This is a genomic window from uncultured Aquimarina sp. (genome assembly GCF_947500065.1).
Lineage (GTDB): Bacteria > Bacteroidota > Bacteroidia > Flavobacteriales > Flavobacteriaceae > Aquimarina.
In genome coordinates this window covers 81,109-100,196 of the sequence record NZ_CANMQT010000009.1, presented here as the reverse complement: position 1 = coordinate 100,196, position 19,088 = coordinate 81,109, and the positions used below count along the sequence as shown (strand labels likewise).

The 19,088-nt window shown below is 31.7% G+C and carries 21 protein-coding genes; 18 read left to right on the top strand and 3 right to left on the bottom strand.

Annotation, left to right across the window (positions count from 1 at the left end):
* Positions 1-144 precede the first annotated feature (144 nt).
* The 6 genes from Q0975_RS21750 to Q0975_RS21725 all read left to right on the top strand — a co-directional run bounded on the left by Q0975_RS21750 (position 145) and on the right by Q0975_RS21725 (position 4,739).
* Positions 145-741 carry a TetR/AcrR family transcriptional regulator gene (locus tag Q0975_RS21750; protein ID WP_299440566.1) on the top strand — a complete coding sequence of 199 codons (597 nt, stop codon included), beginning with the start codon at positions 145-147 and terminating at the stop codon, positions 739-741.
* A gap of 52 nt (positions 742-793) precedes the next feature.
* Positions 794-1,279 carry an acyl-CoA thioesterase gene (locus tag Q0975_RS21745; RefSeq protein ID WP_299440564.1) on the top strand — a complete coding sequence of 162 codons (486 nt, stop codon included), beginning with the start codon at positions 794-796 and terminating at the stop codon, positions 1,277-1,279.
* Positions 1,280-1,336: 57 nt separating this feature from the next.
* Positions 1,337-1,462, top strand: coding sequence for a hypothetical protein (locus Q0975_RS21740; RefSeq protein ID WP_299440562.1), 126 nt, complete (start codon positions 1,337-1,339; stop codon positions 1,460-1,462).
* A gap of 263 nt (positions 1,463-1,725) precedes the next feature.
* Positions 1,726-3,012 (top strand): cellulase family glycosylhydrolase, encoded by a 1,287-nt coding sequence (locus Q0975_RS21735; RefSeq protein ID WP_299440560.1) that lies wholly within the window; start codon positions 1,726-1,728, stop codon positions 3,010-3,012.
* A gap of 72 nt (positions 3,013-3,084) precedes the next feature.
* A complete protein-coding gene (locus tag Q0975_RS21730; protein WP_299440558.1) occupies positions 3,085-4,215 on the top strand; it encodes an esterase-like activity of phytase family protein in 1,131 nt (376 codons plus the stop codon).
* 2 nt (positions 4,216-4,217) lie between these two features.
* Positions 4,218-4,739, top strand: coding sequence for a phosphoglycerate mutase family protein (locus Q0975_RS21725; protein ID WP_299440556.1), 522 nt, complete (start codon positions 4,218-4,220; stop codon positions 4,737-4,739).
* On the opposite strand, the gene Q0975_RS21720 is transcribed toward Q0975_RS21725, so the two are convergent.
* Positions 4,736-5,494, bottom strand: a complete 759-nt coding sequence (locus Q0975_RS21720) for a DUF6503 family protein (RefSeq protein WP_299440554.1) — start codon at positions 5,492-5,494, stop codon at positions 4,736-4,738. The two genes, Q0975_RS21725 and Q0975_RS21720, sit on opposite strands and share 4 nt — an antisense overlap.
* A gap of 231 nt (positions 5,495-5,725) precedes the next feature.
* On the opposite strand from Q0975_RS21720, the gene Q0975_RS21715 reads away from it, so the two are divergent.
* Both Q0975_RS21715 and smpB read left to right on the top strand, forming a co-directional pair.
* A complete protein-coding gene (locus Q0975_RS21715; RefSeq protein ID WP_299440552.1) occupies positions 5,726-6,082 on the top strand; it encodes a DUF3887 domain-containing protein in 357 nt (118 codons plus the stop codon).
* Positions 6,083-6,176: 94 nt separating this feature from the next.
* On the top strand, positions 6,177-6,638 hold the full coding sequence (gene smpB, locus Q0975_RS21710) for an SsrA-binding protein SmpB (RefSeq protein ID WP_299440551.1): 462 nt from the start codon (positions 6,177-6,179) through the stop codon (positions 6,636-6,638).
* A gap of 15 nt (positions 6,639-6,653) precedes the next feature.
* Here the strand turns inward: smpB and Q0975_RS21705 are convergent, their stop codons facing one another.
* Together Q0975_RS21705 and Q0975_RS21700 are read right to left on the bottom strand one after the other, a co-directional pair.
* A complete protein-coding gene (locus tag Q0975_RS21705; RefSeq protein ID WP_299440550.1) occupies positions 6,654-7,244 on the bottom strand; it encodes a hypothetical protein in 591 nt (196 codons plus the stop codon).
* An 8-nt stretch (positions 7,245-7,252) separates the two neighbouring features.
* Positions 7,253-7,900, bottom strand: a complete 648-nt coding sequence (locus Q0975_RS21700; RefSeq protein ID WP_299440548.1) for a protein-L-isoaspartate(D-aspartate) O-methyltransferase — start codon at positions 7,898-7,900, stop codon at positions 7,253-7,255.
* A 144-nt stretch (positions 7,901-8,044) separates the two neighbouring features.
* Here Q0975_RS21700 and Q0975_RS21695 point away from each other — a divergent pair, with 144 nt between their 5' ends.
* The 10 genes from Q0975_RS21695 (at position 8,045) to miaA (ending at position 19,078) form a co-directional block, all read left to right on the top strand.
* Positions 8,045-9,013 (top strand): Gfo/Idh/MocA family oxidoreductase, encoded by a 969-nt coding sequence (locus tag Q0975_RS21695; RefSeq protein WP_299440546.1) that lies wholly within the window; start codon positions 8,045-8,047, stop codon positions 9,011-9,013.
* A 126-nt stretch (positions 9,014-9,139) separates the two neighbouring features.
* The gene (locus Q0975_RS21690; RefSeq protein ID WP_299440544.1) at positions 9,140-10,027 is read left to right on the top strand and encodes a 3-hydroxybutyryl-CoA dehydrogenase; all 888 of its coding nucleotides are present in this window, start codon (positions 9,140-9,142) and stop codon (positions 10,025-10,027) included.
* Positions 10,028-10,057: 30 nt separating this feature from the next.
* A complete protein-coding gene (locus Q0975_RS21685) occupies positions 10,058-10,672 on the top strand; it encodes a M23 family metallopeptidase (RefSeq protein WP_299440542.1) in 615 nt (204 codons plus the stop codon).
* A gap of 14 nt (positions 10,673-10,686) precedes the next feature.
* Positions 10,687-11,817: a TlpA disulfide reductase family protein gene (locus Q0975_RS21680; protein ID WP_299440540.1), complete on the top strand. Its 1,131-nt coding sequence runs from the start codon at positions 10,687-10,689 to the stop codon at positions 11,815-11,817.
* A 31-nt stretch (positions 11,818-11,848) separates the two neighbouring features.
* Positions 11,849-13,093 (top strand): DUF1015 domain-containing protein, encoded by a 1,245-nt coding sequence (locus tag Q0975_RS21675; protein ID WP_299440538.1) that lies wholly within the window; start codon positions 11,849-11,851, stop codon positions 13,091-13,093.
* Between the two features lie 70 nt (positions 13,094-13,163).
* Positions 13,164-13,829 (top strand): YggS family pyridoxal phosphate-dependent enzyme, encoded by a 666-nt coding sequence (locus Q0975_RS21670; RefSeq protein WP_299440536.1) that lies wholly within the window; start codon positions 13,164-13,166, stop codon positions 13,827-13,829.
* Positions 13,830-13,892: 63 nt separating this feature from the next.
* Positions 13,893-15,272: an exonuclease domain-containing protein gene (locus Q0975_RS21665; protein ID WP_299440926.1), complete on the top strand. Its 1,380-nt coding sequence runs from the start codon at positions 13,893-13,895 to the stop codon at positions 15,270-15,272.
* A 57-nt stretch (positions 15,273-15,329) separates the two neighbouring features.
* Positions 15,330-17,300, top strand: a complete 1,971-nt coding sequence (locus tag Q0975_RS21660) for a DUF3857 domain-containing protein (protein WP_299440534.1) — start codon at positions 15,330-15,332, stop codon at positions 17,298-17,300.
* 31 nt (positions 17,301-17,331) lie between these two features.
* Entirely contained in the window at positions 17,332-18,168 is an 837-nt protein-coding gene (locus Q0975_RS21655) for an ion transporter (protein WP_299440533.1), read from the top strand.
* A complete protein-coding gene (gene miaA / locus Q0975_RS21650) occupies positions 18,161-19,078 on the top strand; it encodes a tRNA (adenosine(37)-N6)-dimethylallyltransferase MiaA (protein WP_299440531.1) in 918 nt (305 codons plus the stop codon). The genes Q0975_RS21655 and miaA overlap by 8 nt, the downstream gene beginning before the upstream one ends.
* The last annotated feature ends 10 nt before the right edge of the window (positions 19,079-19,088 follow it).

Here is a 19,088-nt window from a genome sequence, read left to right as displayed (position 1 = left end):
TATTCTATAGTTTATGAAGTTATCTTTATATTAAACTTCAGGTTACTAAAAAAACATACATAATCATTTGATAAAGTTAAAATCAATTTTATAATATACCGATTGGTATATTATTATTATATTTGAATAATTATTTTTCAAAAAATGCATACTAAAGCAAAACAAACTTCGGAATTTATCATCGCCACAGTTGCTCCTATTTTTAATAAAAATGGATATGCAGCCACAAGTTTAAGTGATATAACCAAAGCCACTGGTTTAACAAAGGGTGCTATTTATGGGAATTTTAAAAACAAGGAAGAATTAGCTATTGCCGCTTTTACAATGACAGTAAAAAACATGCTAAGACGTATAACCGAACATCAAGTCCTTAGTGATTCTCCAATTGAAAAATTGTTTCTAGTAACCGATTTTTATCGTAATTACTATAATTTCAGTCAAGAATTAGGTGGTTGTCCCGTACTTAATTTGGGAGTAGATGCAAAACATCAAAATGCCGCACTCTTTAAATATGTACAGTACACTATTGATAAAATACAGAACAATCTTGCTTCACTTATTGATAACGGAAAAAAATCCGGAGAAATACAACCAGAAATTAACTCAATTCTTTATGCAAAAAGATTGTATACCATGATAACCGGTGCGATTTTTATGACACATACCATGGAAGATAATAGTTATTTGCTACAAACAATGGATCAAATTGATACTATCATTGAGAATGATTTAAAATTATAAACATTTTTTTTAAACCAAAATATACCGATTGGTATAAAACAAAAAAAACATTATGACAACATTACCAAAAACACTAGAAAGCAAAGCCAAAATCAGATTTCAACACTGTGATCCTTTTAATCATCTAAATAATGCAGAGTATATAAATTATATGATCAATGCCAGAGAAGATCAAATAATAAATCATTATAATCTTGATCTTTTCAAAATGGCACAAACGCAGGGCATTAGTTGGGTGGTTGGCACCAATCAGATTGCGTATCTAAAACCAGCTCTACTGATGGAGGATGTAATTATAGATTCTCAGTTACACGCTTTTACAGAAAACCAACTACACGTAGAAATCCGTATGTGGAATCACAATAAAACCGAGTTAAAATCGGTTATGTGGAGCTCCTTTGTACACTTTAACTTATTAAAGCAAAAACGCTGGAATCATACTCCTGAGCTTATGGAATTATTTAGTTCGATATTAAATCCTTTGGAAGCGAATACATTTAATGAAAGAATTTTACAATTAAAACCACAAAAAGTGTAACATTTACTTCACAACGGAGTCTTATATAAATACATCAATCAACAAAACCTAACCTGTATGAAGTCTTCTGGAGATCTAGGCTCCTCTCAAAAGAAGAGAAGCTCATATTTTTTTATTGGATTTTTCATAATCGCTATCCTTTCTATGACTATTGTCGTTTGGCAATTAGGCATTTTAGGATAACACATGAAATGTTTATATAAACTCCTCTAAAAACAATATAACCTCAATACGTGATTTAATTAGCGTATTGAGGATAATCGTGTTTATATACTTTTGCTTTTAAAAAAGCAGAAAATTCTTTCCTCTACATATCTGCTTTATTTTTTCAACCCCATTAATTACAATTTTATCGAATAGTATCTCGTTTCTATACTAGAAAATAATATCCTACGTTGACTAAGCATCTTATTAAAGATATTTATTATACTCCTCAAATTTACACTATGGAACCTTACTTTACATTTTTTAGAAAACTTAACTACACAAAAAAACAATATTCGTCATTCGCGCTTATTTTTTTTACTATACTATTTGCTAATCAATCCATCCACTCACAAACAGTTGTAGAACAATACGGTAGATTACAAGTCAACGGAAGTCACGTAACTGCAGAAAATGGAGATAAAATAAGTCTCGCTGGAATGAGCTTATTCTGGAGTAATGCTGGTGATGGTGGTGATTTTTACAATAGTGAAACAGTAAATCATCTTGCTGATGACTGGAAAAACCCTATAATTAGAGCAGCACTTGGCGTGAAAGAAACTTGGGACGGTGGAACAGGTTATATTGATAATACACAAGCACAGAAAGCAAAAATTAGAACCGTTATCGATGCAGCCATCGCTAAAGGAGTTTATGTCATTATAGATTGGCATACGCACGCCGCAGAAGTATATAAAGATGAAGCCGTAGCATTCTTTACTGAAATGGCAGAACTCTACGGAAATAATGACCATGTTATTTATGAAATATATAATGAACCAATAAATCAATCTTGGAATGATGTTAAGAATTATGCTGCAGATGTTATTGCCGGTATACGTTCTAAAGATCCAGATAATCTAATCATCGTAGGAAGCCCAACCTGGTCGCAGGATGTAGATCAAGCAGCTGCTGATCCTATAACTGGTGATCCAAATCTTGCATATACTTTACATTTTTACGCAAATACTCATAAACAATTCTTAAGAGATCGTGCATTAGCTGCTATGAATAGCGGAATCGCATTATTTGTTACAGAATGGGGAACTACAGATGCAAGTGGAAATGGTGGATACAATGAACAAGAATCAGAAATATGGCTAAACTTCATGATTGATAATCATATAAGCTATGTAAACTGGACGGTTGCTCACAAAAATGAAGATTCATGTGTTGTTAGTCCAGGTATGGGCGTACAAGGGTTAATAAATGGAAATCTTACTACATCAGGAATATTTATTAGAAACCATCTTATTGCTCGTGCTGAAGCTTTGAGTGTAGACGATTTTTCAATTGATAACGTAAAACTTTCTTTAGATCAAAACCCAGTTAAAGATATTCTATCTATTAACTCCAGTATTGTCATTGACAATCTTATCATTTTTGATATGACAGGTAGATCCGTTTTCTCGAAAAATGTGAATCAAGACAATCCAAAAATTAATATTACCAACTTAAATTCAGGTAATTATATTTTAAAAGTAAATTCTAAAAAAGCATTTACTTCTACAAAATTTGTTAAGTTGTAGCTTCACAAAAATCTTTCACAACTTCTACTAATAAAACCTCTAAAAAACTATCTTAGAGGTTTTATTATTTATATGATCAAGAAAATCCTTTTTCACTGTTTTAGTCTGCTATTTATAGTCTATGGATTAGTTTCATGTGCTAGTATACCTACTAGTAAATCTGAAAATTCTTTTAAAATTAATTATCTCGATGAATATGTAATCTTTAACGATTCAATTTTTCCTGATTCAAGAATCGGAGGACTTTCGGGAATAGAATATCATAAAGAACAGGAGACATATTATATAGTTTGTGATGATGCCAAAAATCCCAGATTATACAAAGCATCCATTTCTTTAGAAAAGAATAAATTAAAAACAATTACCATTGATCAATTAATCAAAATTAAAGATCCAAACAATGAGTTTCTAAATAAAAATGTAGCTGATCTAGAAGCAATTAGAATTTCAGGAAAAAATAAATTTATTTTTACTAGCGAAGGATCTATAAAACATAACCACAATCCGTCAATTTTTATTACGGATACTGATGGAAATTATCAGAGTAAATTCAAGCTTCCCTCCTATTTTTTAACAGACAATACTTCCAAAAACAAACCGAGACATAATGGAGTTTTTGAAGGTCTGGTTAATGATATAAATAATAAAGGATATTGGGCTGCAATGGAACTTCCACTAGAACTTGATGGAGATGAACCTACCATAAAACATTCTGGAGCTCCAGTTAGGATTACGCATTTTAGTACAAATACCAATCAAGCAGATTTTCAATTTACATATCCACTTGATAAACTTGCCAAAGATCCTAAAGAGAAATTTGGGGTAAATGGTGTTACTGGCATATTGCAACTTAACAAAAATCAATTCCTAATTATAGAACGTGGATATGCCGCTGGTTATGGAACACAAGGAAATACCGTAAGAATTTATTTGTCTAGCATCCAAAAAGCTACAAATACTTTAGGTTTTGAATCTTTAGAAGGCGAAAAATATAGTACTGCTACAAAAGAATTACTTTTTGATTTCGAATCAATTCGGAATGAACTAACAGATCAGATTGTTGATAATATCGAAGGAATTACTTTTGGTCCTATATTAGCTAATGGAAATCAATCATTACTTTTGATTTCTGATAATAACTTTAATCCTATTTCTGAACAACTCAATCAATTAATATTACTCGAACTAATTAAAACTCCATAGCCATGAATATTAAATACATTTCAACTACTTTTTTTTTATTATTGCTGGTTTCTTTTTCAGGCTGTAGCCAGGAAACTAAAGAAAGTAAAAGCACGACTACCTATATTTTAGTTAGGCATTCAGAAAAAGATACTAGTGATGCAACCAATAGAAACCCGAACCTCACTGAAGAAGGTAAAAAACGATCAGAAAACCTCGTGAAAATACTGGCTAATTTTGATATAGACCTAGTATATAGTACGAACTACACCAGAACACTCCAGACGGCAGAACCAACATCTAAAGATAGAAATATTGAAATCACTATATATGATCCACGAAATTTATACGATTCAGAATTTCAAGCTCAAACAAAAGGTAAAACCTCTATAGTTGTTGGACATAGTAATACTACGCCTACATTTGTCAATAAGATAATTGGTCAAAAAAAATACAGTGATATCGATGAAAAAGATTACAGCAAACTGTTTATAATTAAAATCACGGGAGATGTAATCACAGATACCGTTCTTAATATTGATTAACAACAATCTTTTTCGACATACACATACACATACACATTCTCTAATTCAATTTTAGAAAGTAACTTTAATTGTTCTTTTTCGAACATCGTATCTAACTTAGACAAAGGTGTGGATAAATCGTCCGTTTTATAATTCTTATAATCTACAAAACGAATTCCATTAATTACTCTTGAGTTATACGCTTCTCGAAAACGAATACCTCCTCCATCCACCGCGTACTTATATGCCAGATAATCAATGGTAAAATTTTCTTTGTGTATCCAGTACATAAATTCATCATCAAAATCAGTTCCGCCTCCTTCTTGATCAAAGGTGACTCTAACTTCATAATAAGATGCACCTTTAATTTTTGCTTCACCTACTAATTCTTTATTTACAGCGGGAGCATTTAATCCATAAGGTAGGTTTGCAAAATAATGTACTGAATTTACACCATCACTAATCTTGGTCACCATTGAATCTACAACTTTTACTTTACAGCTTTCAATAGATCTGGATAAACCATGATTGTTTAAGATATCGTGAACCATACCGTCCGTGCCTGGAATTAATCTTTCTAATTGATAATTTCCATTACTGCGTGCACTTCTATACTCTTTTCCTCTAAAAGTAAAACTGATACTTGCTTTATCAAATCTTGATCCTCCAGCTTTCTCAATAGTCTTATCGACAATCTCGTCTCCAGAAAACTGAGCCGTTACTGTTGAAAATAAACCTGAAAACAATAATAACATTAAAAAAGAAAACTTCTTCATAAACCAATTATTAACTAAAGGACTAAAATACTTCTTACGCTATAAATAGTTGTAATAGTTTTGTTAAACTAGAATACCATACTTAAAATCTTAATCCTTCGTAAGATTAACTAAATCTTTTAGCCGTTTCTTAAGGGAAAAACTTTCATCAGATTAGCTAATTTTATGTTTATTTTTTTTTGAAATTTGAAAAAGATAATTATTTTGCAATCCCTAAATTCTATGAATATTATGAAATATATAGTACTACTTTTGGTTTGTATAACTGCACAACCACTGTTAGCGCAAGATGCCGCTGCCTACGAAACGACAACAAAGGCTTTTCAGGAAAACTTTAACGCACAAAATATCGATGCTGTTTTTGATTTGTATGCTACTGAAATGCAAGAAGAAATGACAAAAGAAGGCGTTACTCGTTTTATTAAAGGATGTCATTCTCAATTCGGGAACCTAAATACGCTTACTTTCATAGAATCAGCTGAAGGAATTAATAGCTATACTGCCGCTTTTGATAATATCAGTCTGGTCATGGAGCTAAAACTAAACGCTGATGGTAAAATTGCTACCATACAATTTCAAGAGCCTTAAAAATTTTTTTACTACAATATAAATGACAAAGCTTTCTTTAGGGAAAGCTTTTTGTATTTTTGTAGTCTATGCAAACTTTTGGTGAGCACAAATTATGAGTCAGAATAGAATTAACATACTTAATAGAAAAGCCAAATTCGAATACGAATTTTTGGATAAATATACTGCTGGTATTAAACTGGTCGGAACAGAGATAAAAGCTATTCGAGAAGGAAAAGCTGGCATTGCAGAAAGTTTCTGTGAGTTTCATAATAACGGAGAACTCTTTGTTATTAATATGAATATCGAAGAGTATTCTCACGCTACGTATTTTAACCACAATCCTAAAAGCGAACGAAAATTATTGCTAAACAGGCAAGAATTGAAAAAACTTGAAAAAGAAGTTAGAAATTCAGGATTAACCATTATCCCTACTCGATTGTTTGTAAATGATCGTGGTTTAGCCAAATTGGATATCGCCCTTGCTAGAGGAAAGAAACTGTATGACAAAAGAGAAACAATAAAAGACAGAGACAATAAGCGTACACTGGATCGAATTAAGAAGGATTATAAGTAAGATTCCCTAACAAGATTATTCTCGGATCATTTTATCGTATTCTATCTGCTCTTCTTTCTGCAACTCAAGATTTTCTGGATCTTGATCCAGTCGTTTAACTGCTTCAATATAATCAGGATGATTTTTATATTTTAATGCTAAAAAAGTATAAGAAGGTAAGGATAAAAATAGATACCCTAACAGACCAAACGTTACCACTCTCGTTAACAGTCTTTTATAAAAAGGTTGTTTCCCCTTTATTATTTTAATAAAACCAATGATAAAGACAACATTCAGAAAATTAACTCCAATAATCAACATCTCATTTCCGAATGGCCATCGAAATATTCTATATAAAATTCCAAGTAATACAATAGAGATTGAAATTCCTGTAGCTATAGATCCTATAATCCTCCAGGTCGAAATACTTTGATAGGATTCTTTTTTAAAAATTCTTCGGAACGATATTTTATTGAAAAGTGCGAAACCAAAATAAAAATATAAACAAGAAAGTCCTGATAAAGAAAGTATTGTAATTATAGCCCCAAAAGGGTAATCCATAAAATAAATCAAAAAACCAATAATAAACGTAACTGGAAAGATATAAAGTTCTAATTTTTTCATCATAACGCTGTCTAATTTTTATCCTCTAACAAAGGAACAAAGCGAAATTCTCCAAACTCATGCTTTTCGAATTTAGTTTCACTTTTACGAATAAACAGGGTCATTACCTGTGGATCATTACCCACCGGAATTACTAACCTTCCTCCTATTTCTAATTGCGCAAGTAATGGTTTTGGAACGTACGGCGCTCCAGCAGTAACAATAATACCTTTATATGGTGCATATTCGGGCAATCCTTTATAACCATCTCCAAAAGACAGATGTTTTGGGCGATATCCTAATTTAGGTAAGAACAACTTTGTCTTCTTAAATAACTCTTGCTGTCTCTCTATACTATACACTTTGCAGCCTAGTTCACACAAAACGGCTGTTTGATACCCAGATCCTGTTCCAATTTCTAAAATTTTATCTCCACGTTCTACTTCTAATAATTCTGATTGAAAAGCAACGGTATACGGCTGAGAGATAGTTTGATCAGCTCCAATAGGAAATGCTTTATCCTGATATGCGTGATCATCAAAACCAGAATCCATAAATAAATGCCTTGGTATCTTACTAATAGCATCAAGAACGGATGCATCTTTAATTCCTTTATCGATTAGCACATCGACTAGCTGTTTTCTTTTTCCAGCGTGTTTTAACGTATCTTTAGATTTCATTAGGGTAGATTAACAGGCTAAAATTACATAAAGATTTTAAAGAATAAAGAACAATTTTAGCAATAAACTGATTATTTTACATTTTAGATAGAATTAAGATTTAGAATTTATAAATAATACTATTTTTGTGTAAAATCTTGAATTATGCTCAAAGCCGGAGTACTTGGCGCAGGACACTTAGGAAAAATTCATCTACGTCTCCTGGAACAATCCAAAAATTACGAACTCGTTGGTTTCTATGATGCCAGTGACAAACAAGCAAAAGCAATAGCTGAAGAATTCGGTTATAAACTATTCAATTCTGTTGAAGAGCTAATAAATGCTGTAGATGTGGTAGATATTGTAACACCTACATTTGCGCATTTTGAAGTTGCAAAACAAGCAATATTAGCAGGTAAACACGTTTTTATAGAAAAACCAATAACCAATACAGTAGAAGAAGCAGAAAAACTAATCGAATTAGCTGATGCAAATAAGGTAAAGGGTCAAGTAGGTCATGTAGAACGTTTTAACCCTGCATATACCGCTGTTGCCGATAAGATAGATAACCCAATGTTTATCGAAGCACATAGATTAGCAGAGTTTAATCCTAGAGGAACTGATGTTCCTGTAGTTTTAGATTTAATGATTCATGATATCGATGCAATCCTTAGTGTAGTACATTCTGATGTAAAACACATTAGTGCAAGTGGCGTTTCGGTTATTAGTGAAACACCAGATATCGCTAATGCCAGAATTGAATTCGAAAATGGTTGCGTAGCAAATCTTACAGCAAGCCGTATTTCACTGAAAAATATGCGAAAAGCTCGATTTTTTCAAAAAGACGCATACATCTCCGTAGATTTCTTTGAGAAAAAGTGTGAAGTGGTAAAGATGAAAGATGCTCCAGAACAACCTGGAGATTTTGATATGATCCTGCAAAATGCGGAAGGAGTGAAAAAACAAATTTATTTTGATAACCCAGAAGTACCATCTAATAACGCAATATTAGATGAATTAGACACTTTTGCAAAAGCCATTAATAACAACACTACTCCTATTGTATCCTTAACTCAAGGTAAAAAAGCGCTAGAAGTAGCATTAAAGATTATTGAGTGTTTTAGTAAACCATAATTAAATAGTTATAGTTACTCTCATCTCGAGCGGAGTCTAGAGATGTTACTACTAAAGATGTAATTCAGTTAGACTCCACTGAATGTAACAGTTCAAAGTAATTTTTTCAAACACACACATACATATATGAAAAACGTAGCAGTAATTGGAGCAGGAACAATGGGAAACGGTATCGCCCATACTTTTGCGCAAAAAGGATTTAAAGTTCAATTAATCGATATTTCTCAGCAATCTCTAGACAAAGGTTTAACAACTATTACTAAGAATCTAGACAGGATGATTACCAAAGAGAAAATTTCTGAAGCTGATAAAGAAGCTACTCTTGGTAACATCTCTACATATACTAGTATCAAAGAAGGTGTAGAATACGCTGAACTTGTTGTGGAAGCAGCTACAGAAAATTTAGATCTAAAACTAAAAATCTTTAAAGATCTAAGTGAAGCTTGTTCTGAAGATACAATTCTCGCTACAAATACTTCTTCAATCTCTATCACTCAGATTGCTGCTGTAACCAAAAGACCAGATATGGTCATCGGTATGCATTTTATGAATCCAGTACCAATCATGAAATTGGTGGAAATCATTAGAGGATACAATACATCAGATGAAGTTACCAATACAATTATGGAAATGTCTAAAACATTAGGCAAAGTTCCTGTAGAAGTAAATGACTATCCTGGATTTGTTGCCAATAGAATTCTGATGCCAATGATAAATGAATCTATTGAAACTTTATACAATGGTGTTGCTGGAGTTTCTGAAATTGATACGGTTATGAAATTAGGTATGGCTCATCCTATGGGGCCACTGCAGTTAGCAGATTTTATTGGATTAGATGTATGCCTTTCTATTCTTAATGTAATGCACGATGGTTTCAAAAATCCTAAATATGCACCTTGTCCTTTATTGGTCAATATGGTAATGGCAGGTAAACTAGGAGTAAAAAGTGGTGAAGGTTTTTATGACTACTCAGAAAGCAGAAAAGCTGAAAAAGTAGCAAAACAATTTGCTTAGAATTGTTAGCGATTAGAAAATAGTCCATTTATGAAAATACTTTGGTGTATCACTGTTATTTTTTTGACTTCTTTTTATGGTAAAAACCAACTGTTATCCAACAATACAGCTAATTACCCAAAAGATTTCATACAAAATCAGGATGCATATGCCAGATATGATTCTCTGTTTAACAAACATAAAGAGTTTATTGTAACGGATTTTGATTTTCCTGTGGGCAAACCAAATGCCACTGGGTATTACAATGCTCAGAAATTTAAAGAAAATAATCACTTGGGTGATGATTGGAATGGAGTTGGTGGCGGTAATTCTGATCTTGGAGATGCTATCTATTCTATTGCTAACGGGTATGTTTCATTTGCAGAAGACATTGGTGGAGGCTGGGGAAATGTAATACGAATTATTCATAAATATAAAGGCAATTATTATGAATCTGTATACGCCCATTGTCAGAGCATAAAAGTAAAAGAAGGAGACTTCTTAAAAAAAGGAACATTGATAGCTACTATTGGAAATGCTAACGGACAATATTTAGCGCATTTGCATCTGGAACTTAGAGATGATATCTTTATGAGCATCGGAGGTGGATATTCAGAAAACACAAAAGGGTATTTAGATCCTACAAAATTTATTAAAGAACATTAATTAAAAAATTACTTATGAAAATTAATTTCCTATGTACACTAATGTTATCAATTCTTGTATTTTCTTCCTGTAATAAAGAAAAAAAGGCTAAAAATATTGATGAATCAAATATTGTTTCCGATGGATATCATATTTTAGGAAAAACCAAAGGAATAGAAGATAGCACTATGATTTATATCAATGAGGCAGGAAGTTTTGTTGATTCTACTCATATAATACATGGAGAGTTTTCTTTTTCGGGTAAGGTAGACACACCTAAACAAGCTGTCATACAAACTAAAGACTATAAAAAAAATGGAGTCGCTTTTATTTGGTTAGAGAATCAGAAAATAAGTATTGAAACCCCTACAAGTAGTTTAGACAATGCAATTATAAAAGGAGGCAAAGTTCAGGAGCATCAGACTGTTTTAAAAAAGAGGACCGATAGTTTAAATAATATTTTAGATATAATAGAAGAAAAATATCGTTATTCCGAAGTTTCTGAAGAGACTAGAGATTCAGTAATTAATGCTCAAACCGCAATTTTTTCTGAAATGAAGAAAATTGAAAAAAGCTTTATAAGAGAGTTTCCTGATTCTTATGTAAGTCTTAATCTTCTGAATATTTATAAAACAAGCTGGGATAAAAATATTGTTAAAGAATTATACGAACTACTTGCCAAAGATTTAAAAAGTACAAAAACAGGAATTGCTATTAATGATTTTATTTCCTTACCAGAAAAACCAAAGGTAGGTGATTCTTATGTCGATTTTGAATTACCAAATACCGATGGCTCATTAATCAAAGTATCTGATATTAAAGCCAAATATGTATTAGTAGAATTTTGGGCATCTTGGTGCGGACCTTGTAGAAAAGAAAACCCTAATCTAGTCAGAACATATAATATATATAAGGAAAAAGGATTCGAAATTCTAGGTGTATCATTGGATTCTAATGAGAAGCATTGGCTAAAAGCTATTGAAAAAGATGGATTGCCTTGGACGCAAACTAGTGATTTAAAAGCTCAAAACTCTCTTCCAGCTTTACTATATGGTATTAATGCGATTCCTTATAACTTCCTTATTGATGAAAAGGGTACAATTATAGCTGAAAACCTAAGAGGAGATGATCTTGAGAAACAACTGAAAGAATTACTGGATAGTTAAGTCTAAAAAATAAATTAATCATAATCTAGCTATGGCAAAAATACATCCGTTCAAAGCAATTAGACCGACAAGAGATAAAGTGAGTTTGATCGCATCACGATCTTACCAAAGTTATACTCCTGTGGAAAGAGATTCTAGAATGGATTATAACCCATATTCTTTTCTACATATTGTTAATCCTGGTTATAAGTATCATAAAGAAATTTCTGGAGAGGAACGCTATAAACTAGTTCGCAATAGATATCTTGAATTTAAAGAAGATGAAATTTTCATGCAAGATGAAACAGCTTGTTTCTATGTATATAAAATTGTGAATCGCGAACTAGAATCATTTTGCGGTATTATAGCAGCTGCAAGTGCAGAAGATTATGAAAATGATATTATTAAAAAGCATGAAGATACATTAACAGATCGGGAAACAACATTTAAGCAATACTTAAAAACGGTAGGATTCAATGCAGAACCTGTACTCCTTACCTATCCTGATAATGATGTAATCTCTAAAGTTATTGAAGAAACCATTCAGGAAAGATCAGAATACGAATTCACTACTACCTATCGCGACACACACTATTTATGGAAAGTTGACAACAAAAAAAGTATTGAAAAAATTCGATCAGCTTTTGAGGTTATGAAAACCATTTATATCGCTGATGGTCACCATCGATCTGCTTCCTCCTATTTACTTTCAAAAGACTTAGCTTCTGCCAACCCCCAACATCAGGGCACAGAGTCCTATAATTTTTTCATGAGTTATTTGATTCCAGAATCTGACCTCAGAATATATGAATTCAATAGACTGATTAAAGATCTTAATGGTTTATCGAAGGAAGAATTTCTAATAGGTTTAGATGAATGGTTCAGAATAGAAAATCGAGGAATTGAGGTTTACAAACCTTCCAAACCACATCATTTTAGCATGTATCTAGATGGTGAGTTTTATTCTTTATACCTTAGAAAAACCATCTATGAATTCACGGATGCGCTAGAAGAATTAGATGCGCAGATATTGTTTAAAACCGTGTTAGACCCTATACTTGGAATTAAAGATCTTAGAACCGATACCAGAATAGAGTACTCTCATGGTAAAAATGGTATTGTCTATGTAAAAAGCAAGATAGATCAAGGAGAATTTGAAGTTGGTTTTGGGTTATTTCCTGCCACAGTGGATCAAATCAAAAAGATAGCGGATCAAGGCTTAAAAATGCCGCCAAAAAGCACCTATATAGAACCTAAACTAAGAAGTGGTATTACTATTTATGAATTTGAAGATTAATTTTCTACTAATAATTATCTACATCATAGCTACCATTTATTTTTTCTAAATTTAGGTATCTTTGCACCTTATGAATTCTATTGAGGAAAACTTAAGACACATCTATAAAACAATTCCTGAAGACGTTACGCTAGTAGCCGTATCCAAAACCAAGCCTGTTTCTGATTTATTAGAAGCTTATAAAGCTGGGCAAAGAATCTTTGGAGAAAACAAGATTCAGGAAATGACTCAAAAATGGGAAGAGTTACCAAAAGATATTTCTTGGCATATGATTGGTCATGTTCAGACGAACAAAGTAAAATATATGGCTTCATATGTTGATACTATTCATGCTGTGGATAGCCTTAAACTTCTAAAAGAAATTAATAAACAGGCAATAAAGAATACTAGAACTATTAATTGTTTTCTACAAATCAAAATAGCAGAAGAAGAAAGCAAATTTGGACTTAATGATGCTGAGGCTATAGACTTATTAAATTCTGAAGAAGTAAAGTTGCTAACTAATATAAAAATAACCGGTTTAATGGGTATGGCCAGTTTTACCAATAATACAGAACAAATCAAAAACGAATTTAAAAAAATACAATCTCTTTTTGAAAAACTTAAAACTGATCACCCTACGCTAAAAACTTTATCAACTGGAATGAGTGGAGATTACATACTTGCAATTGAATCAGGAAGTACTATGGTACGTATCGGTAGTTCTATTTTTGGAGCTAGAAATTATAGTCATTAAAAAATAGTACTTTAGGTCAAAAAATAAACGAATTCATAAAGACTACCCCGCCACAAACGAATGATGTACGCAATTTTAGATATAGAAACTACCGGAGGAAAATATAATGAAGAAGGAATCACAGAAATTGCGATCTATAAATTTGACGGACATAAGGTAGTAGACCAATTCATTAGCTTAATAAACCCGGAAAGAGCGATACAACCTTTTGTTGTTAATCTTACTGGAATAAATAATAAAATGCTTCGTAATGCTCCAAAATTCTATGAAGTAGCTAAAAGAATTGTAGAGATCACTACTGATTGTATTATTGTAGCACACAACTCGTCTTTTGATTATCGAATCTTAAGAACTGAGTTTAATAGGCTTGGTTTTGATTTTGAACGTCAATCCCTTTGCACAGTAGAACTTTCGCAAAAACTAATTCCAGATCAAAAATCATACAGCCTTGGAAAACTAGTTCGTAGCCTGGGAATTGCTATTTCGGATCGACATAGAGCTACAGGAGATGCGCAGGCTACCGTAAAACTTTTTAAACTACTCTTATCAAAAGATTTAGAAAAAACCATCTTAAAAGAAACTGTTCGGGTAGAAACTAAAAGAAAAGTAGATGATAAACTACTAAAGCTTATAGAAATTGTTCCTTCTTCGACTGGAGTCTACTATATGCATCGAGAAGATGGTACTATCATTTATATTGGAAAAAGTAAAAACATTAAAAAACGCGTTACTCAGCATTTCACAAACGATAATAGAAAATCAAAAAATATTCAGGAAGAAGTAACCAATATTACTTTTGAGATTACAGGCAGTGAATTATTGGCTTTGTTAAAAGAAAATGAAGAGATAAAACTTAATAGACCCAAATACAATAAAGCACTAAAAAGAACCAAATTTGATCAAGCATTATATCAATCCATTGATGACAACGGATATACAAATCTGAAAGTAAAGAAAGTAGATGGACGCAAAACCAGTATCACTACATTTACTAATAGACAACAAGCAAAATCCTTTATGCATCGCTGGACAGAAGAATATAATTTATGTCTGAAATTAATGGATTTGGATAATGGCAAAGGGAATTGTTTTAATTACACTATTAAAAAATGTAATGGAGCCTGTATACTAAATGAATCTGTAAATGATTATAACGCACGTGTACAAGAGCTTATTTCTCATCATTCTTTTGACAATAAAGACCTTATTGTGATTGACCGTGGTAGAGATGTGGATGAACAAAGCGTTATATTAATAGAAAATGGCAAGTTCAAAGGAATCGGATATTTTAACTTAAATCATCAGATTAACAATATCGATATTCTAAGATCTATAATTACTCCTATGAGCCATAATAGAGATGCACAACACATCATTCAGAGTTATGTCCGACAACATAAAAAATTAAAAGTAGTCGCTTTGGATAAAAATAAAATCGATTGAAAGCAGTAACATTTTTCAAATAAAAGACACTAAAAGTTATACATTAAATTATTTTCAATGCATCGTTTTTTTTTATTCATTCTATTCTTGCTATTTCCCTTTTTGAATATTGCTCAAGAAAGTTACAATTACAAAAGCCTGGTAGTCAGTGAGGCAGATGTAAAAGGAACTCATTACGAAAAAGATACCACCGCTAATGCCTTTTATATCTATGAAAAAGGGTTTAGTAGAATACAAAATGGCCGTAACTTTAACTTACTTACCGATTACAGTGCAAAAATTAAAATACTAAATAAAGAAGGGTTTGAAAAAAGTACAGTGACAATACTTTTATATCGAAATAAAAATGACAGAAAGATATTCCGAAATCTTGTTGCTTATACATACAATCTAGAAAACGGCAAAGTCACAAAAACAAAACTGGAAGAAAACCACATATATCAAGAGAAATATGATGAACATTATACTTTAGTTAAATTCACTTTCCCAAATATAAAACCAGGTTCTGTTATTGCATACTCTTATCAAATAGAATCTCCTTTCATATTTAATTTTAATGGTTGGGATTTTCAAGATGATATTCCAAAATTATATAGTGAATATATTGCTGATCTTCCTGGGAACTATTTATACAACATTAGACTTGTTGGTCCCTTAAAACTAGACGTCAATGAATCTAGTTTAATAAAAGGTTGCCTAGAAGGCTATGGTGGAGGTGTTGCAGATTGTGCACACAGCAAATACATTATGAGAAATATTCCTGCTTTTAAGGAGGAAAAATATATGACTGCAAAAAAAAATTACTTTTCTCGTGTCGAATATGAACTTAAAGAATTTAAAGGTTTCGATGGAATAAATAAAAAATATACTGAAACCTGGAAAAATGTAGATAAGGAACTTAAAACTAAAAAAACAATTGGAGTTCAACTAAAAAAAATAAATACTACTAAAAATATACTTCCAGAAGAAATCAAATTAATGCCTATAGGTTTAGATAAAGCTAAAGCAATATATAGATATGTAACTGATCAGTACACCTGGAATGGAGAATATCGGATTTTTCGCGATGTTTCAATAAAAAATACTATTAGCTCCAAAGTAGGAAATGTCACAGAATTAAACGTCCTATTACATAATATATTTAAGCAACAAGGTTTTTCTGTAAAACCGGTATTATTATCAACAAGAAATAACGGTTATGCTACAAAGATACATCCTGTACTTACTGATTTTAATTACTTAATAGTTCAATTATCTATAGATAAAGAAACTCACTTATTGGATGCAACAGAAAAAACATTAGCATTTGGTCAGATCCCGTTTAGGTGTCTAAATCAATATGCCAGACTTCTTGATTTTAAAAAAGGAAGCTCCTGGATAGATATCAAACCTAAAAAACGATCTATACATAATTATAGAGAAAAAATCACACTAACTGATGAGTTATTAATTAAAGGAGCATCAAAATATCTATACAATGGATATCACGCCTATTTTAAAAGAAAAGCGTTTCAAAAAGCATCGAAAGAAAACTTCCTTAATAACATCCTGCCTGAAGATGAAGACCTTACCATATCCGAACCAAGTGTACAAAATGAAAATGATGTAGAAAAACCGTTTATAGAAGAAATTAATTTCACCAAAACAGCAGAAAATATTGATGATATTATTTACTTAAAACCTTTTACAAAAACATTTTTCACAAAGAACCCTTTTAAATTAAACGAAAGAACCTATCCTGTTGATTTCGGTTACAAAGACTATTATTCTCATATCGTTTTTGTAGACATTCCTGAAGACTATGAATTTTTAGACATTCCTAAAAACCATACTTATAAGCTTCCTGGGAATGCCGGAAAATTAAACATACTCTTTCAACTACATGGTAAAAAGCTAACAATCAATCATACTATTACATTCTTGTCATCTTATTACCCCACTGAATATTATGATTCATTAAAAGAATTTTTCAATTTGATAGTTGACATTGAAAATAATACCGTGATAACGATAAAAAAGAACAGTTAATTTTTTAGTATTTTAGTCAAAATAATCAAATTTGAAGCATTCATCGAAGAACAAAAACTGGAAAGATAAATTACACGAAGTTATCTATGAAGCTGACACTCGCGCAGGTAAATCTTTTGACTTAATTATCCTGATTATGATTCTCGCCAGTATAGTACTGGTAATGTTAGAAAGTGTATCTTATATAAATGAAAAATATGCTTCTTTATTTAACATATTGGAGTGGGTTATCACCATTGTATTCACCTTTGAATATTTTTTAAGAATTATAGCTCTTAGTAAACCAAAGGCTTATATTTTTAGTTTTTATGGTATTATTGATTTCTTATCTACCGTTCCTAAATATCTTTCCATATTATTTGTGGGAACTCACGCACTAGTAGCATTAAGAGCTTTACGCTTATTAAGAGTTTTCAGAATTTTAAAATTAGCTCGCTTCGTTGGTGAGTCTAACAATCTAGTAAAAGCTTTAAAAGCAAGTAGAGCTAAAATATCCGTCTTCTTATTTGCAGTTTTAATAGTTGCTATAATTTTAGGAACTGTTATGTATCTTGTCGAAGGTCCCGAACATGGTTTTAATAGTATTCCTAGAAGTGTATACTGGTGTATCGTTACTCTTACTACTGTAGGATATGGAGATATCTCACCAGAAACACCTTTAGGACAATTAATAGCTTCTTTGGTAATGATATTAGGGTACGGTATAATTGCTGTTCCTACAGGTATTGTAAGTGCAGAATATACTCAACAAAATAAAGACAATAAAATAAACCTGAACACACAACATTGCGCCAATTGTAATGCTGATAATCATTTAGATAATTCTAAATTTTGCAATAATTGTGGACATACCTTATTCAATGACTAATACACTTATTGTAGTTGTAGGCCCAACGGCTATAGGTAAAACAAGTTTAAGCATTCAACTTGCTAAACATTTTAATTGCGAAATTGTTTCTGCAGATAGTAGGCAATTTTACAAAGAAATGCGCATTGGAACTGCCGTCCCAACTCTAGAAGAACTACAACAATCAAAACACCATTTCATACAACATAAAAGTATACAAGAGACCTATTCTGTGGGTGATTTTGAGAAAGATGCTTTAGAAATCTTAAACAAGCTTTTCGAGAAAAATGAGTATGCCATTTTAGTAGGTGGCTCTGGTTTATATGTGGATGCTGTTACCAAAGGGTTCGATAGTTTTCCAGAAATCTCTGGAGATGTTAGAGAAGCCTTGAAGAAAAAGCACGAAGATGAAGGAATAGAAAGTCTTCAACAGCAATTAAAAACATTGGATCCCATATATTACGAAAAAGTAGATATCCACAATACACACCGAGTAATGAGAGCTTTAGAAGTTTGCATTAGTAGTGGTAAACCCTACTCTTCATTTATTACCAAAACGCCTAAAAAACGACCTTTTAATATTATTAAAATCGGGATTACCGCAGAAAGAGCGATTATTTATGACAGAATCAATCAAAGAGTTGATATTATGATCAAAGAAGGGTTGCTCGAAGAAGTAAAAGGTCTGTACGATCATAAATCACTAAATGCGTTGAACACTGTAGGGTATAAAGAAATCTTTGAATATATAGAAGGCAACTGGGATTTAGATTTCGCTATTTCCGAAATCAAGAAAAATACTCGGCGTTTTGCTAAAAGACAACTTACCTGGTTTAGAAAAGATAAAGAAATAATATGGTTTGATTACCAAGATAATATTGAATCTGTAATATCTTATATACAAAAAAACGCTACAGAGAATAACTCGTAGCGTTTTCATT

Bases quoted from the DNA above. Each gene is read 5' to 3' on its own strand.
- Q0975_RS21750 (WP_299440566.1), top strand. From the start codon at position 145: ATGCATACTAAAGCAAAACAAACTTCGGAATTTATCATCGCCACAGTT.
- miaA (WP_299440531.1), top strand. From the start codon at position 18,161: ATGACTAATACACTTATTGTAGTTGTAGGCCCAACGGCTATAGGTAAA.
- Q0975_RS21670 (WP_299440536.1), top strand. From the start codon at position 13,164: ATGAATTCTATTGAGGAAAACTTAAGACACATCTATAAAACAATTCCT.
- Q0975_RS21675 (WP_299440538.1), top strand. From the start codon at position 11,849: ATGGCAAAAATACATCCGTTCAAAGCAATTAGACCGACAAGAGATAAA.
- smpB (WP_299440551.1), top strand. From the start codon at position 6,177: ATGAGTCAGAATAGAATTAACATACTTAATAGAAAAGCCAAATTCGAA.
- Q0975_RS21735 (WP_299440560.1), top strand. From the start codon at position 1,726: ATGGAACCTTACTTTACATTTTTTAGAAAACTTAACTACACAAAAAAA.
- Q0975_RS21740 (WP_299440562.1), top strand. From the start codon at position 1,337: ATGAAGTCTTCTGGAGATCTAGGCTCCTCTCAAAAGAAGAGAAGCTCA.
- Q0975_RS21690 (WP_299440544.1), top strand. From the start codon at position 9,140: ATGAAAAACGTAGCAGTAATTGGAGCAGGAACAATGGGAAACGGTATC.
- Q0975_RS21705 (WP_299440550.1), bottom strand. From the start codon at position 7,244: ATGATGAAAAAATTAGAACTTTATATCTTTCCAGTTACGTTTATTATT.
- Q0975_RS21680 (WP_299440540.1), top strand. From the start codon at position 10,687: ATGAAAATTAATTTCCTATGTACACTAATGTTATCAATTCTTGTATTT.
- Q0975_RS21720 (WP_299440554.1), bottom strand. From the start codon at position 5,494: ATGAAGAAGTTTTCTTTTTTAATGTTATTATTGTTTTCAGGTTTATTT.
- Q0975_RS21715 (WP_299440552.1), top strand. From the start codon at position 5,726: ATGAAATATATAGTACTACTTTTGGTTTGTATAACTGCACAACCACTG.
- Q0975_RS21745 (WP_299440564.1), top strand. From the start codon at position 794: ATGACAACATTACCAAAAACACTAGAAAGCAAAGCCAAAATCAGATTT.
- Q0975_RS21695 (WP_299440546.1), top strand. From the start codon at position 8,045: ATGCTCAAAGCCGGAGTACTTGGCGCAGGACACTTAGGAAAAATTCAT.
- Q0975_RS21725 (WP_299440556.1), top strand. From the start codon at position 4,218: ATGAATATTAAATACATTTCAACTACTTTTTTTTTATTATTGCTGGTT.
- Q0975_RS21685 (WP_299440542.1), top strand. From the start codon at position 10,058: ATGAAAATACTTTGGTGTATCACTGTTATTTTTTTGACTTCTTTTTAT.
- Q0975_RS21660 (WP_299440534.1), top strand. From the start codon at position 15,330: ATGCATCGTTTTTTTTTATTCATTCTATTCTTGCTATTTCCCTTTTTG.
- Q0975_RS21700 (WP_299440548.1), bottom strand. From the start codon at position 7,900: ATGAAATCTAAAGATACGTTAAAACACGCTGGAAAAAGAAAACAGCTA.
- Q0975_RS21665 (WP_299440926.1), top strand. From the start codon at position 13,893: ATGTACGCAATTTTAGATATAGAAACTACCGGAGGAAAATATAATGAA.
- Q0975_RS21730 (WP_299440558.1), top strand. From the start codon at position 3,085: ATGATCAAGAAAATCCTTTTTCACTGTTTTAGTCTGCTATTTATAGTC.